Annotated in this window: 16 protein-coding genes; 7 read left to right on the top strand and 9 right to left on the bottom strand. The window is 53.3% G+C overall.

Annotation, left to right across the window (positions count from 1 at the left end; translation table 11 throughout):
- The first annotated feature begins 97 nt into the window (after positions 1-97).
- Genes lsrA through OGY35_RS00190 form a run of 7 tightly spaced genes read left to right on the top strand, consistent with a single transcriptional unit; the run spans position 98 to position 6,742 of the window.
- Complete coding sequence (gene lsrA, locus OGY35_RS00160; RefSeq protein ID WP_178827556.1) at positions 98-1,651, top strand: autoinducer 2 ABC transporter ATP-binding protein LsrA; 1,554 nt, start codon at positions 98-100, stop codon at positions 1,649-1,651.
- A complete protein-coding gene (gene lsrC, locus OGY35_RS00165; protein ID WP_286631114.1) occupies positions 1,645-2,694 on the top strand; it encodes an autoinducer 2 ABC transporter permease LsrC in 1,050 nt (349 codons plus the stop codon). Before lsrA ends, lsrC begins: the two co-directional genes overlap by 7 nt.
- Positions 2,694-3,692: an autoinducer 2 ABC transporter permease LsrD gene (lsrD, locus tag OGY35_RS00170; RefSeq protein ID WP_286631115.1), complete on the top strand. Its 999-nt coding sequence runs from the start codon at positions 2,694-2,696 to the stop codon at positions 3,690-3,692. Before lsrC ends, lsrD begins: the two co-directional genes overlap by 1 nt.
- A 26-nt stretch (positions 3,693-3,718) precedes the next feature.
- Complete coding sequence (gene lsrB / locus OGY35_RS00175) at positions 3,719-4,741, top strand: autoinducer 2 ABC transporter substrate-binding protein LsrB (protein ID WP_286631116.1); 1,023 nt, start codon at positions 3,719-3,721, stop codon at positions 4,739-4,741.
- A 28-nt stretch (positions 4,742-4,769) separates the two neighbouring features.
- Complete coding sequence (gene lsrF / locus OGY35_RS00180; protein WP_195296467.1) at positions 4,770-5,645, top strand: 3-hydroxy-5-phosphonooxypentane-2,4-dione thiolase; 876 nt, start codon at positions 4,770-4,772, stop codon at positions 5,643-5,645.
- Between the two features lie 48 nt (positions 5,646-5,693).
- Positions 5,694-5,984 (top strand): (4S)-4-hydroxy-5-phosphonooxypentane-2,3-dione isomerase, encoded by a 291-nt coding sequence (gene lsrG, locus OGY35_RS00185; protein WP_044264508.1) that lies wholly within the window; start codon positions 5,694-5,696, stop codon positions 5,982-5,984.
- Between the two features lie 11 nt (positions 5,985-5,995).
- Positions 5,996-6,742: a beta/alpha barrel domain-containing protein gene (locus tag OGY35_RS00190; protein ID WP_286631117.1), complete on the top strand. Its 747-nt coding sequence runs from the start codon at positions 5,996-5,998 to the stop codon at positions 6,740-6,742.
- 333 nt (positions 6,743-7,075) lie between these two features.
- Here OGY35_RS00190 and OGY35_RS00195 read toward each other — a convergent pair whose 3' ends face one another.
- The 9 genes from OGY35_RS00195 to OGY35_RS00235 all read right to left on the bottom strand — a co-directional run bounded on the left by OGY35_RS00195 (position 7,076) and on the right by OGY35_RS00235 (position 12,776).
- Positions 7,076-8,065, bottom strand: a complete 990-nt coding sequence (locus OGY35_RS00195) for a restriction endonuclease (protein WP_502872687.1) — start codon at positions 8,063-8,065, stop codon at positions 7,076-7,078.
- A 276-nt stretch (positions 8,066-8,341) separates the two neighbouring features.
- A complete protein-coding gene (locus OGY35_RS00200; protein WP_286631119.1) occupies positions 8,342-8,683 on the bottom strand; it encodes a TA system toxin CbtA family protein in 342 nt (113 codons plus the stop codon).
- Positions 8,684-8,703: 20 nt separating this feature from the next.
- The gene (locus tag OGY35_RS00205; protein ID WP_286631120.1) at positions 8,704-9,045 is read right to left on the bottom strand and encodes a type IV toxin-antitoxin system YeeU family antitoxin; all 342 of its coding nucleotides are present in this window, start codon (positions 9,043-9,045) and stop codon (positions 8,704-8,706) included.
- 10 nt (positions 9,046-9,055) lie between these two features.
- Positions 9,056-9,598: a RadC family protein gene (gene radC, locus OGY35_RS00210; RefSeq protein ID WP_286631121.1), complete on the bottom strand. Its 543-nt coding sequence runs from the start codon at positions 9,596-9,598 to the stop codon at positions 9,056-9,058.
- 12 nt (positions 9,599-9,610) lie between these two features.
- Positions 9,611-10,054 (bottom strand): antirestriction protein, encoded by a 444-nt coding sequence (locus OGY35_RS00215; protein WP_286631122.1) that lies wholly within the window; start codon positions 10,052-10,054, stop codon positions 9,611-9,613.
- Between the two features lie 30 nt (positions 10,055-10,084).
- Entirely contained in the window at positions 10,085-10,906 is an 822-nt protein-coding gene (locus OGY35_RS00220; protein ID WP_286631123.1) for a DUF932 domain-containing protein, read from the bottom strand.
- Positions 10,907-11,026: 120 nt separating this feature from the next.
- A complete protein-coding gene (locus OGY35_RS00225; RefSeq protein ID WP_286631124.1) occupies positions 11,027-11,500 on the bottom strand; it encodes a YfjT/YkfB family phage-associated protein in 474 nt (157 codons plus the stop codon).
- A 71-nt stretch (positions 11,501-11,571) separates the two neighbouring features.
- The gene (locus OGY35_RS00230) at positions 11,572-12,024 is read right to left on the bottom strand and encodes a hypothetical protein (protein ID WP_286631125.1); all 453 of its coding nucleotides are present in this window, start codon (positions 12,022-12,024) and stop codon (positions 11,572-11,574) included.
- 35 nt (positions 12,025-12,059) lie between these two features.
- Positions 12,060-12,776, bottom strand: coding sequence for a helix-turn-helix transcriptional regulator (locus OGY35_RS00235; RefSeq protein ID WP_286631126.1), 717 nt, complete (start codon positions 12,774-12,776; stop codon positions 12,060-12,062).
- Positions 12,777-12,852 lie beyond the last annotated feature (76 nt).

A 12,852-nucleotide genomic window follows, 5' to 3' on the forward strand; every position in this document is an offset into this window, starting at 1 on the left:
TCGGTTTTATGAGCAGTTAGGTCATAAGGTTATGAACAATTCGAATCGCACAATACATTTGTTCAACCTGATTCTACCCAGGCCGAACGGAGGTGGCATGCAAATGAGTCAAGAAAAGATCGCACCACTGCTCAGCGCACAGTCTGTCTGTAAGCAGTACTCTGGTGTCAAAGTACTGAAAGGCATTGACTTTGTCTTGCGCAAAGGCGAAGTCCATGCGCTCCTGGGGGGGAATGGCGCCGGGAAATCCACGCTGATGAAGATCATCGCCGGTATTACTCCAGCGGATAGCGGGATCATTGAGATTGAGGGATCCCGCTGTACCAAACTGACGCCCATCCTGGCGCATCAGTTAGGCATCTATCTTGTGCCGCAGGAGCCGCTGCTCTTCCCCAGCCTGACGGTAAAAGAGAACATTCTCTTTGGTCTGCCCAAACACCAGAGCTCGGCGCAAAAAATGGCGGCGATGCTGACCGCGCTGGGCTGCCAGTTTGATATCAACAGCCCGGCAGGTTCACTGGATGTGGCCGACCGACAAATGGTCGAAATCATGCGCGGGCTGATGCGCGATTCGCGAATTTTGATCCTCGATGAACCCACCGCCTCACTGACGCCTGCGGAAACCGATCGTTTATTCAGCCGCCTGCGTGAATTGTTGAGCACCGGCGTGGGGATCGTCTTTATCTCCCACAAGCTGCCAGAGATACGCCAGATAGCGGATTACATTAGCGTGATGCGGGACGGCACCATTGCGCTTTCCGGGAAAACGGCGGAACTGACCACTGACGAGATTATCCAGGCCATCACGCCCGCCTCACGCACAAACGCGCTAAGTGCGACACAGAAACTGTGGCTGGAACTGCCCGGCAACCGTCCGCAGCACGACGCGGGCACGCCGGTGTTGAGCCTCGAGAATCTGACCGGCGAAGGGTTTATGAACGTCAGCTTCGAGGTCCGCGCCGGGGAAATTTTAGGTCTGGCCGGTCTGGTCGGCGCCGGGCGCACCGAGCTTGCCGAAACGCTTTACGGGCTACGGCCTCTGCGAGCCGGAAGCGTGGTGCTCGGCGGCAAAGATATCTCCGCGCTTTCCACGCGCGAACGTCTGCAACACGGCCTGGTGTATCTGCCGGAGGATCGGCAATCGTCAGGGCTGAATCTGGACGCCTCGCTGGCGTGGAATGTTTGCGCGTTAACCCACAACCACAGCGGTTTCTGGGCAAATCCGGCAAAAGACAGCGCCACGCTCGAACGCTATCGTCGCGCGCTCAATATTAAGCTGAACGATTCCGAACAGCCTGCCCGTACGCTCTCCGGCGGTAATCAGCAAAAAATTCTGATCGCCAAATGCCTCGAAGCCTCGCCGCAGGTGCTGATTGTCGATGAGCCGACGCGCGGGGTGGACGTCTCTGCCCGTAACGACATCTATCAGTTGCTCCGCAGTATTGCGGCGCAGAATGTTGCGGTGCTGTTCATCTCGTCTGACCTGGAAGAGATCGAACAGATGGCCGATCGCGTTTACGTCATGCACCAGGGGGAAACGGGCGACGATGCCCTGCAAGGCGACGAGATTAATGTCGACACCATCATGCACGTAGCGTTTGGCGACCGCACGTCAGGGACTACACCACATTCCGGGGAAGCGCCATGCTGAAATTTATCCAGAATAACCGCGAGGCAACCGCACTGTTGGCTGTGCTGCTGCTGTTCGTTCTACCGGGGATGCTTGACAGCCAGTACCTCAGCGTTCAGACGCTGACGATGATCTTCAGCAGCGCCCAAATCCTCATGCTGCTGGCGATGGGGGCGACGCTGGTGATGCTGACCCGCAATATCGACGTATCGGTCGGATCGATAACCGGGATGTGCGCCGTGCTGTTGGGGCTGTTGTTAAACGCGGGATATCCCTTGCCTGTGGCCTGCGTCGCGACGCTGCTACTGGGACTGCTGACAGGATTTATCAATGGTGTGCTGGTCGCCTGGCTGAAAATCCCGGCGATTGTCGCCACGCTGGGCACACTGGGTCTGTATCGCGGCGTCATGCTGCTCTGGACGGGCGGTAAATGGATTGAAGGACTGCCGGCGCAGCTTAAGCAACTCTCTGCTCCGGTTTTCCTTGGGATCTCCGCCATCGGCTGGCTGACCCTGCTGCTGATGCTGCTGATGGCCTGGCTGCTGGCAAAAACCGCTTTTGGCCGTTGTTTTTATGCCACCGGAGATAATTTGCAGGGCGCGCGGCAACTGGGCGTGCGTACCGAAGCCATCCGTATTCTGGCCTTCTCGCTCAATGGCTGCATGGCGGCGCTGGCCGGGATCGTCTTTGCCTCACAGATTGGCTTTATCCCTAATCAGACGGGAACCGGGCTGGAAATGAAAGCCATTGCCGCCTGTGTGCTGGGGGGAATCAGCCTGCTGGGCGGTTCCGGGACGATCGTGGGTGCCGTGCTCGGTGCCTATTTCCTGACGCAAATCGATAGCGTACTGGTCCTGCTGCGCATTCCGGCCTGGTGGAATGACTTTATTGCCGGTCTGGTTCTGCTGGCAGTGCTGGTATTTGATGGCCGCCTGCGCTGCGCGCTGGAACGTAATATCCGCCGGCAAAAATATGCCCGCTTCACTCCGCCGCCCCAGCCGCGTCCGTCGGCAAAAAGCGCAGCGGATACCGTGCGCACCGCCAAAAAACGTGAGGTTGCCTGATGACTCGTTTACATCGTTACGGCTGGGAACTGGCGCTCGCCGCGCTACTGGTGATTGAAATTCTGGGATTCGGCGCCCTGAACCCACGCCTGCTGGATCTGAACGTTCTGCTGTTCAGCACCAGCGACTTTATCTGCATTGGTATTGTCGCCCTGCCTTTAACCATGGTGATCGTCAGCGGCGGGATCGATATCTCTTTTGGCTCCACAATGGGACTGTGCGCCATCGCGCTGGGCGTAATGTTCCAGGGCGGCATCCCGCTGCCGCTGGCCATTGTCCTGACGCTCGCGCTGGGCGCGCTGTGCGGACTGATTAACGCCGGGCTGATTATCTACACGGGCGTAAACCCTCTGGTCATCACCCTGGGAACGTTATACCTGTTCGGCGGCAGCGCATTGCTGCTTTCGGGGATGGCAGGGGCGACCGGTTATGAAGGTATCGGCGGCTTCCCACAGGGCTTCACCGATTTTGCCAACCTCGATGTGTTGGGCCTGCCCGTGCCGCTGATCTTCTTTCTCGTCAGCGTGCTCTTTTTCTGGTTACTGACGCACCGAACCCACGCCGGACGCAATGTCTTCCTGATTGGGCAGAGTCCCCGCGTGGCGCTGTATAGCGCTATCCCGGTGAACCGGACGCTGTACGCGCTGTACGCGATGACCGGTTTTGCCTCGGCGGTCGCCGCGGTGCTGCTGGTCTCTTATTTTGGCTCTGCGCGTTCCGATCTGGGTGCCTCCTTCCTGATGCCGGCCATCACGGCGGTCGTCCTGGGCGGCGCCAATATCTACGGCGGCTCCGGGTCCATTCTCGGTACCGCCATCGCCGCGCTGTTAGTGGGCTATCTGCAGCAGGGGTTGCAGATGGCTGGCGTGCCCAATCAGGTATCCAGCGCCCTCTCCGGCGCATTACTTATTGTCGTTGTCGTAGGTCGTTCCGTCAGCCTGCATCGTCAGCAAATTAAAGACTGGCTGGCGCGTCGTCGCGCTATCCGGCAGGCCTGAAACCCATTGCCCTAAAGGAAAAGTACATGACTATTCAGAGCATTAAAAAAATTGCCGTAATCAGTACCCTTAGCCTGGCGGCGTTCACCATCAACGCTTATGCCGCAGAGCGAATCGCGTTTATCCCCAAACTGGTTGGCGTGGGATTCTTTACCAGTGGCGGTAACGGTGCCCTGGAGGCGGGCAAAGCGCTGGGCGTCGATGTCACCTATGACGGTCCGACGGAGCCCAGCGTGTCCGGTCAGGTTCAGCTCATCAATAACTTCGTCAACCAGGGGTATAACGCCATTGTGGTTTCCGCCGTGTCGCCGGATGGCTTATGCCCGGCGTTAAAACGCGCCATGCAGCGCGGCGTGAAAGTGCTGACCTGGGATTCTGACACCAAGCCGGAATGCCGTTCGTACTATATCAACCAGGGCACGCCTGCTCAGTTAGGCGGCATGCTGGTCGATATGGCCGCAAACCAGGTCAAAAAAGAGAAAGCCAAAGTGGCCTTCTTCTACTCCAGCCCGACCGTGACCGATCAGAACCAGTGGGTGAAAGAGGCAAAAGACAAAATCGCCAAAGATCATCCGGGCTGGGAAGTCGTCACCACTCAGTTTGGCTATAACGACGCCACCAAATCGCTGCAAACCGCAGAAGGCATCATTAAAGCGTATGCCGATCTTGACGCCATCATCGCACCGGATGCCAACGCCCTTCCCGCCGCCGCTCAGGCCGCTGAAAACCTGAAAAACACCAGCGTGGCGATTGTCGGTTTCAGTACGCCAAACGTGATGCGTCCTTATGTTGAACGCGGCACGGTGAAAGAGTTTGGCCTCTGGGACGTGGTCCAGCAGGGCAAGATCTCCGTATACGTGGCTGACGCGTTGCTGAAAAAAGGCGACATGAATACCGGCGACAAGCTGGACATTCCGGGCGTGGGCCAGGTCGAGGTCTCGCCGAACAGCGTTCAGGGCTACAGCTATGAAGCGAAAGGCAACGGCATTGTGCTTCTGCCTGAACGCGTGGTGTTCACCAAAGAGAACATCGACAAATACGATTTCTGAGTTTCATTCCTTAACCATGGAGTAAAAAATGGCTGATTTAGATGACATCAAAGATGGCAAGGATTTCCATATCGATACGCCGCAGCGCAACACCCCGTTCACGCTTAAGGGATGCGGCGCGCTTGACTGGGGGATGCAGTCCCGACTGTCGCGCATTTTTAATCCTGAGACGGGAAGAACGGTCATGCTCGCGTTTGACCATGGCTATTTTCAGGGGCCGACAACGGGACTGGAGCGTATCGATATTAATATCGCCCCCCTGTTCCCACTCGCCGATGTGCTGATGTGTACGCGCGGTATTCTGCGCAGCGTGGTGCCGCCTGCCACCAACAAGCCAGTGGTACTGCGCGCCTCAGGCGCTAACTCTATTCTCACCGAGTTAAGCAATGAAGCGGTCGCACTTTCCATTGATGATGCCGTTCGTCTCAACAGTTGCGCCGTGGCGGCACAGGTGTATATCGGCAGTGAGTACGAGCACCAGTCGATCAAAAATATCATTCAGTTGATCGATGCCGGCATCAAAGTCGGCATGCCGACGATGGCGGTAACCGGCGTGGGGAAAGACATGGTGCGCGATCAGCGCTACTTCTCACTCGCCACCCGTATCGCCGCAGAGATGGGGGCGCAGATCATCAAGACCTACTATGTCGATAAAGGTTTTGAGCGCATCGCCGCAGGTTGCCCGGTCCCGATTGTTATCGCCGGCGGTAAAAAATTACCTGAACGTGAAGCGCTTGAGATGTGCTGGCAGGCCATCGACCAGGGGGCATCCGGTGTGGATATGGGACGTAACATCTTCCAGTCCGATCACCCTGTCGCCATGATGAAGGCCGTCCACGCGGTGGTACATCGCAATGAAACCGCTGAACGCGCGTATGAACTCTATCTGAGCGAGAAAAACTAAAAGGTCATGGGCCTGCCTGGCGGGCCCATGCGTTTCAAGGAGAACAGTATGCATGTCACTCTGGTGGAAATTAACGTCCACGACGATAAGGTTGACGAATTTATCGACGTATTTCGCCTCAATCATCTGGGGTCTGTGCGTGAAGAGGGGAATCTGCGTTTTGATGTGTTGCAGGATCCGGAGGTTAAGAGCCGCTTTTATATTTATGAAGCCTATAAGGATGAAGCCGCCGTGGCGTTCCATAAAACAACGCCTCACTACCTCGCCTGCGTTGAAAAACTGGAATCGCTGATGAGCTGCCCACGAAAAAAACGCGTCTTCAATGGACTGATGCCATAAGGATCTTAAAAATGAACCGTCCCTTTTCCGGTTTGAATCGCGCAGAGTGCGTATCGTTGATGAAGCGCTACCCGTTAAGCATCGGTATTCTTGCCGGCCAGTGGCTCAAACTCAATGAGTACCAGCAACATCTTCGCGCGCTTGAACAACCTGTTCTTCACCTGGATCTGATGGACGGCCATTTTTGCCCTCAGTTCACCGTTGGTCCCTGGGCTATCGCGCAACTGCCACAGCAGATGATTAAGGATGTTCACCTGATGGTGGATAATCCCTGGCCCGTCGTGCAGGCAAGCGTAAAGGCGGGCGCGCACTGCGTTACGTTACAGGTGGAAAACGCGCCGCATCTGCACCATATGCTCCATTGGCTTGGTGAGCAAACTGTGGAAGTCTCCGGTGGTACGATGCCGGTATTGCGAGGGATTAGCCTGTGCCCGGCAACGCCACTGGAACACATTCTGCCGGTTATTGAAGACGTTGAGATCGTGCAAATTCTGGCGGTGAATCCTGGCTACGGTAGCAAGCTCAGCAGGTCAGCCTTGCTGAGGCGCATCGCCCAGGTTGTCGCATTACTCAATGCGTCCGGCAAGCGAGATTCCATTCTGCTGGCCGTTGACGGTTCGCTAACCCTGGAAGAACTCCCGGAGATCATTGCCAGCGGCGTCGATCGCGTGGTATCCGGCAGCGCCCTCTTCAGGAACGATGCTCTGGCTGAAAACACCACCCGCTGGCTAACGACGATACATTCAGCAAAGGGGTGATGAGGGGGGCTGTCGGGTGGACGTGATTTTCGGAATAACCTTGTTGAATTAGTTGAGGTTCGGGAGTCAGGGCGAGGCGATCTATTGTTGAAATGGCAAATCTTGTGTGGCGCGGTTTCCGGCAAGCCCGTTGACGTTTATTTTTCGTTTTTGGTGCGAAGGCCGGACTCGAATTTCACACCCAATAGACTGATATCAATGTATTTTATAGACAGAAATAAATAGTTATACCCGCACTTGTACCCGCAAGTTAAAATCCGTACAAAAAATAGACATTGCGAGTGGGTATAAAGCCATACCAGTAGAACACCGATATGGCTATCAAAGCAAGATTCAGGCAGGCAGGAAAGTTTTCTTCAGAGGCACCAAAAGTTTGGTCTCAATATCCACTTGCTCATAGTTCTCAATAAGCGCACGGACGAGATCATCAAGCGTCCAGAGCGTTAGTGGTATCGTCGAGCGGTCAGCTTCATATCGAGCATCTTTTGTAAAACCACCGGTACTGACATAAAGCCCGCGATCGTCTTTATGGCGACCGCCGATAAAGCTGCGGATCTGTTGGCTTCCCATTTGCTCCCTGCGATGTTTTACCTCAACGATAATACGTGGATTTTCAAAACCGAATCCATCAGGTGAAGCAATGATATCTTTACCCCGATCGGCTCCCGCAGGTGACACCTGCGTTTTATAGCCCATACTGCGTAAAACTCCGGCAACCAGATTTTGCATCTCATCCCAGTCAAGAGAGTTGATGCGATCTTTGATACCTTCAAACGCGAGCATTTCCATATCGCGGAGCGGATCAGAAACGACCTCATCTTCATCCATCGCAATTGGATTCTGTGTAATCACATCTACAGTGGGTTTCTTATCCTGCAAAAGCTCTTCTAGCGCATATTCTGGAAGCTGGAAAACCGTCAGCGTAGAACTCAATGTATTCTTGGTAGCAACAGACAGTCGATCGCGATCAATTTCTTGAGTATTCCATTTAACCTGTCGAGCGATTCCCATCCCCTCTTCCACCCATTCAGGATAATATTGGAAATCTGATGTAACTTTGCCTAGCAGATAAGTACGGTTGGCTGGCGAATAGGTAATAACCCAATCACCCTTTTGGATTTCGTTCACAAAACGCCAGACCTGCGATGCACCAGAACGCGCAGTTCCCAGCTTTGTTAAGGGATCTGCCTCCTGGTATAAGGCGAGTAACTGAGCTCGGGACAGGCCGGGTTTGACTAATGGAGCCAGCTGAGACCAACCGATGCCTACAATTTGCTTATCGCGAAAATCGTCATAGAGCTTGCCGCCGTCACCACGGATCATCCACATTCTGTTGCCCATAGCCGTCCCTTCATGAGGAAAAGAAATTAAGCTGGATCATAAGCTTGTTCGCCGCATGCGTCAAAACCATCAACAACGACGGCCCAGCATTCCCGGATTGTACTTGTGGTGATGTGCCCAGTTAAAATTACAGCTTCTATTTGCATGATATTTCGTCCATATAAGTAAAAGCACCAACCAGCATCAGCAGGTGCTTTTTGGAATGAGTAAATAAGTAAGGAAAGCTGCAGTGTGAATCAGGAAGGCTATTCCTAATGTTCACTGTGCAGCGCTAATACGATTTATTTTCAATAAACCAGTTGCCTGCCGCGCCCGCAGAATATCGACTGCCCGCAGATATGGGGACTGTTCTTGCCAGTTGAATCCCCTACGATCAATACGAACCAGTTCGTACCTTTCCACCAGAAAATTAACGGCATCGGCCAAAGATATACCGGCATCGATATGTTCCTGAATTACCGTTTCATCACTGAACGGGGTGTCGTTGAGTGTCAGGCCATAATGTTGTTCCAGCAGGCGTGCAAGCAGCATTTGCCAGACAGACACGGGCGACAGACATAGCTTCGCCGCCTGCGGAGTTGTTGCAGGTAGAGTTTTCATATTTGCTCTTGTGAAAGTAGTTAACGATGGGTGGAGTAAACGGCGATGTATACGTAGCCGCAACTGCCAAGGGTATCGGCTTCGCAGGTGAAACCATTGTGGAACAGGGTGACACAGTGGGCCTGGCGAGAATTCATTTCACCAGTAGTCAACATCGACTCCATCTGGCTGATAAAATGTGGGAATACTTCATCCAACGTCAAAGATTCTACGTTACTGAATTCACCGGTAATGCTGGCCCGGTCAACCAGATAGTGCAGCCGGTTTCCCTCCTGTACCAGACGAGCGCCAAAGCAAGGCGTCACATTACGATTCAGCCCCCACTGGAGAAATGAATCGTTCTCTGAGTCAGTAGATTTCATTGAAGTACCCTCATATCCAGCCTCGCTCTGCAAACGACACAATTCCATCTGATCCGATAACCAGATGATCGAGAGTGTTCACATCAACCAGTGCCAGCGCTTCTTTAAGCCTGCCCGTAATGTTGCGGTCACATTGGCTGGGCTCCGGGTCACCTGATGGATGATTATGCGCCAACACAACGGCCGCAGCATTGAAGCGAAGCGCTGACTTCACAACCTCTCGAGGATGGACCTGGACATGGTTAATCGAACCGGCAAATAGCGTTTCGCTCTCCAGTAAACAGTGCTGGTTATCGAGATAGAGCACCATAAACACTTCCCGCTCCTGTCCGGCCAGCTGTAACCGAAGCCAGTCACGGGCAGCAGTAGTTGAGGTAAAGGCTATCCCAGGCTGGCGCAGATATTTATCCAGCAGATTGATAGCCCGGCGGATGGTTCGTTGGGCATAAGGTGTCAATCCGGATGTCGCTGGGAGCAGGCAACCATGCTGGGTCATAGCTGCCAGCGGATAGAGTTCAGGCTGAGATGAAAGCGGGGATAATGCGGTATTCATGTCAGGCATTCCTCAGTCGATGAGATGCATAATGGCGCTGCACTCTGGATGGTGTAGCGCGAAGTCACGTAAGCGATAATAGTGCTCAGTCATCGCATCACATTTGGTACGACAGGCGTGGTGGCTGTAAGCCATCAAACATGCGACTATCCCTGCCGCTTCGCCAGTAAGTTCCGTGCCGTTGCCGTTCATGCTGTTGAACAATGCCCACGTCTTATCGTGCTCTGACTCAGGAGCCATGAAAGCACCGCCGTTGCTGAGCGTCGAAAAGTTCCAGATACCACCGTGGTAATCGGCACACAGACGGCCCATCCAGCCAAAGATTCGGGGCTCAAGGGTTATCCATTGTGGGATGGAGCCAAAGTGCTGCGGCCAGAAGCCGATGCGTAACTCGTCAGGGACCACTGAGGCAGTAATTGCGGTATGCTCCGCGAACTGATGATTTTGTGTATTCATTAAACTATCTCCTTATGCCGGAACGGTTGTTTAACGCCCGAAAAAATCGAGCATGTTTTCTGCCATCACCCACAGGGCGCGATTGAGCTTCACATCGCCATCAATACCTGTAACAGCACGGGTGCGGCTGCTTTTCCCCTGAGCGGTTCGCCCTGACAATCCACCTTTCATCAGGTTCTCCTGCACGCGCTGGTATACGGTCCACAGGTCATCGCTGTAGTCCTCCCGGCGACGTGGGGTCAGCAACTGCGATACCGTGACCGGCTGGTGCTCCTCACCAAATCGATACTTCAGTGCGGCATTTGCCAGCGCGTGACGGGCCGGGGCTGGTAACGCCAGCGACTGCATTGCATCACGTTTCTCATCCACCCGGTCAAAGACCCCGAGCACTTCGTAAGCCCCTTCAATCACCTTCTCGATGACATTACCTTTATGCGGTACCCGCACTTCGCCAAATGACTGGCCGCAGACCAGTCCGTTGGTACAGACGCCACGAAACAGTCCCGGAAGCATCTGATAGCTCGAGGTGCCATCATGACTGTTGAGCAAAATGATTTCCGGTACCTGATGCCCGGTCAGTTGACTGGCACGACGCAGGCGAAGCATGTGTTTGGTGTGCTCCCGCTTGCTCTGGTCGCGGACCTTCGTCTGGCAGGCAAAGAACGGCTCAAACCCCTCGCGCTGCAGACTTTCGAGGATGGTGATGGTCGGGATGTAGGTATAACGGTCCGAGCGTGATTCATGCTTGTCACTCCCGAACACGCTGGGCACATGACTCATCAGCTCTTCGTGGGTCAGAGGTCGGTCACGGCGTATCTGGTTTATACGGCCAAAGCGGCTAGCTAATCGCATGGCTAACTCCTTATTTGATAATGAAATAAAAACAAAAAAGACCATGTTCCCGAAGGAGCATGGCCTGTTGCTATCTGGTGTTGGTGCGTAGCGGGCTGGAGAGGTCTGAAATGTGAATAATTAATCGCTGTAGTGTGTGATCCGACACTCACTGAGGTCAGACAATTCTTTTTGCGTATTCTTCAGCCCCGGACTGAAGGTGCCGACTTTGTTATTATTGACGTAAACATCGAAATTAGACGACTGACCCAGCGCGTCAATAAATGACACCCAGGCATTGTCACCGTTTCGCCAGCCGAGGGATGACGGTAACGGATACTGGCTGTTATCCATGACGACCGTTATTTCCGTCCCGTCGTCATGAGAACTTACTGATGTTCTATCAGGCAGGGTGAGATCAACACCGTGTTGCAGAATATTCTGCGCATCCGGATTGCCAGTACAGTTCAGATTAAACACCACCTTCTCCGGGCTGGTAATGATATATTCGGTCACGCCCATCCCAAAACCACTCGTCCACATATTGGGAATAGCCTGTGCTGTTGATACAGAAGCCAGCATAGCTAATGTAACTATTACGTAAGGCAGTCGCATGATGTTGTCCTCAAATCATGTAATAAAGCTTTTGTTGTTTGAAACAATAAAGTAATGAAAAAACAGTTGGATTATCTTATTTGTTTGTAGCGAAACGCTTCTTTCCCGGCATAAATCCCGACGAGATCGTCATAACGAGGGTCCTTTTTATTCGTGCGGAATGTTACCTTCATATCCGGACTGCACATATCCTTCATGGTGAGATTGAATTCTTTACCTGGCGTAATCGTATATCCTGTTGCCACATCGTCTTTACTGGGAGTGATCCACCCCCAAATGCCACCTGGACAATCTCTGGAGGGTTTCGAGCGAACAACAATAAACCATCCCATTGAATCCACTTCCGTCGCTGTACACAGTTTTCTGACCTGACGGTGGGCATCACACCAGAATATATTCCCACTCTTATTATTCACTGCCGCAGGCAGGAACCCGCTATAAGGACGTGCTGCGTGAGCATTACCTGCGATAAGTAAGGGGAACAACATGACTGGCAGTAAAGACAATAAGTTCAATTTTTTCATTGCATTAACCTTACATTTAATTATGGAGACCATCTCTAATCAGTTTGTCCGGATTGCCCCCGACTTTCTGATGGAGAAAATGAATTCAGCGACTGTTGAATAAAACGGAAATGAGGTAAGGCTAAGATAAAATGTTTGTCCTCCGACAGCTGATGGAGAAGCTCACTGCGAATAAATGTTTCCCGGGATGGCCTTACCAGATGAATCTCATCCAGCCGGAAGACACGTAATTGCCTGTTATGTTCAGCGACAAGGTACCAGTAACCGTCAAGAGCGATTAGTCGGTAAGGTGCAACGGCCTCATGACGCTCCCCTTCAGTCAGAACGGTGATGCGCTGACATCCCGAAATAGCTCTGACCAGCCTGTAGAAGCAGAGCTTTCCTGCCGGGGGATGAGGTCTGTCTTGATGCCATACCAGACAAGGTCGCTCATCACAGTCCAGCAGGCTGCTGACCAGTCGCCGGTCAAAGCCCGGGAAAACCCCGGCCAACCCCGTGCGGTGAGCAAAGGTCAGAATATCTATTTCCTGCCGCGTACTGTGAATATCTGAGCGCAGACTGCACTGCCCCTGGTAGTAATCCAGGTCGAGATACATCAGACGTTCCCGGAAGTCACGACGCAGCGTACGCTCTGACACCCCGAATTCAGTTGCCAGTTTGCGAATAAACAGAGTTTCACCGGACACCAGGCGGCTGATAATCAACGACAACCTGACGGCAAGCCGGTCATGTCGCCGCTCCTGAAGCGTCATGAATGATTTCTCCTGAGAAGTTAACTCTCTGAATTAATAATGATTACTTTAAAGGAAGGGGTGGACAGGGTATGGA

The organism is Citrobacter sp. Ct235, from assembly GCF_030332305.1.
GTDB lineage: Bacteria > Pseudomonadota > Gammaproteobacteria > Enterobacterales > Enterobacteriaceae > Citrobacter_A > Citrobacter_A telavivensis.

What these genes read in the sequence shown, in the direction of transcription:
- OGY35_RS00190 (WP_286631117.1), top strand. Translation starts at nt 5,996, where the DNA reads ATGAACCGTCCCTTTTCCGGTTTGAATCGCGCAGAGTGCGTATCGTTG.
- OGY35_RS00230 (WP_286631125.1), bottom strand. Translation starts at nt 12,024, where the DNA reads ATGAAAAAATTGAACTTATTGTCTTTACTGCCAGTCATGTTGTTCCCC.
- lsrD (WP_286631115.1), top strand. Translation starts at nt 2,694, where the DNA reads ATGACTCGTTTACATCGTTACGGCTGGGAACTGGCGCTCGCCGCGCTA.
- OGY35_RS00205 (WP_286631120.1), bottom strand. Translation starts at nt 9,045, where the DNA reads ATGAAATCTACTGACTCAGAGAACGATTCATTTCTCCAGTGGGGGCTG.
- OGY35_RS00200 (WP_286631119.1), bottom strand. Translation starts at nt 8,683, where the DNA reads ATGAAAACTCTACCTGCAACAACTCCGCAGGCGGCGAAGCTATGTCTG.
- OGY35_RS00220 (WP_286631123.1), bottom strand. Translation starts at nt 10,906, where the DNA reads ATGCGATTAGCTAGCCGCTTTGGCCGTATAAACCAGATACGCCGTGAC.
- OGY35_RS00225 (WP_286631124.1), bottom strand. Translation starts at nt 11,500, where the DNA reads ATGCGACTGCCTTACGTAATAGTTACATTAGCTATGCTGGCTTCTGTA.
- lsrF (WP_195296467.1), top strand. Translation starts at nt 4,770, where the DNA reads ATGGCTGATTTAGATGACATCAAAGATGGCAAGGATTTCCATATCGAT.
- radC (WP_286631121.1), bottom strand. Translation starts at nt 9,598, where the DNA reads ATGAATACCGCATTATCCCCGCTTTCATCTCAGCCTGAACTCTATCCG.
- lsrB (WP_286631116.1), top strand. Translation starts at nt 3,719, where the DNA reads ATGACTATTCAGAGCATTAAAAAAATTGCCGTAATCAGTACCCTTAGC.
- OGY35_RS00235 (WP_286631126.1), bottom strand. Translation starts at nt 12,776, where the DNA reads ATGACGCTTCAGGAGCGGCGACATGACCGGCTTGCCGTCAGGTTGTCG.
- OGY35_RS00195 (WP_502872687.1), bottom strand. Translation starts at nt 8,065, where the DNA reads ATGATCCGTGGTGACGGCGGCAAGCTCTATGACGATTTTCGCGATAAG.
- OGY35_RS00215 (WP_286631122.1), bottom strand. Translation starts at nt 10,054, where the DNA reads ATGAATACACAAAATCATCAGTTCGCGGAGCATACCGCAATTACTGCC.
- lsrC (WP_286631114.1), top strand. Translation starts at nt 1,645, where the DNA reads ATGCTGAAATTTATCCAGAATAACCGCGAGGCAACCGCACTGTTGGCT.
- lsrG (WP_044264508.1), top strand. Translation starts at nt 5,694, where the DNA reads ATGCATGTCACTCTGGTGGAAATTAACGTCCACGACGATAAGGTTGAC.
- lsrA (WP_178827556.1), top strand. Translation starts at nt 98, where the DNA reads ATGCAAATGAGTCAAGAAAAGATCGCACCACTGCTCAGCGCACAGTCT.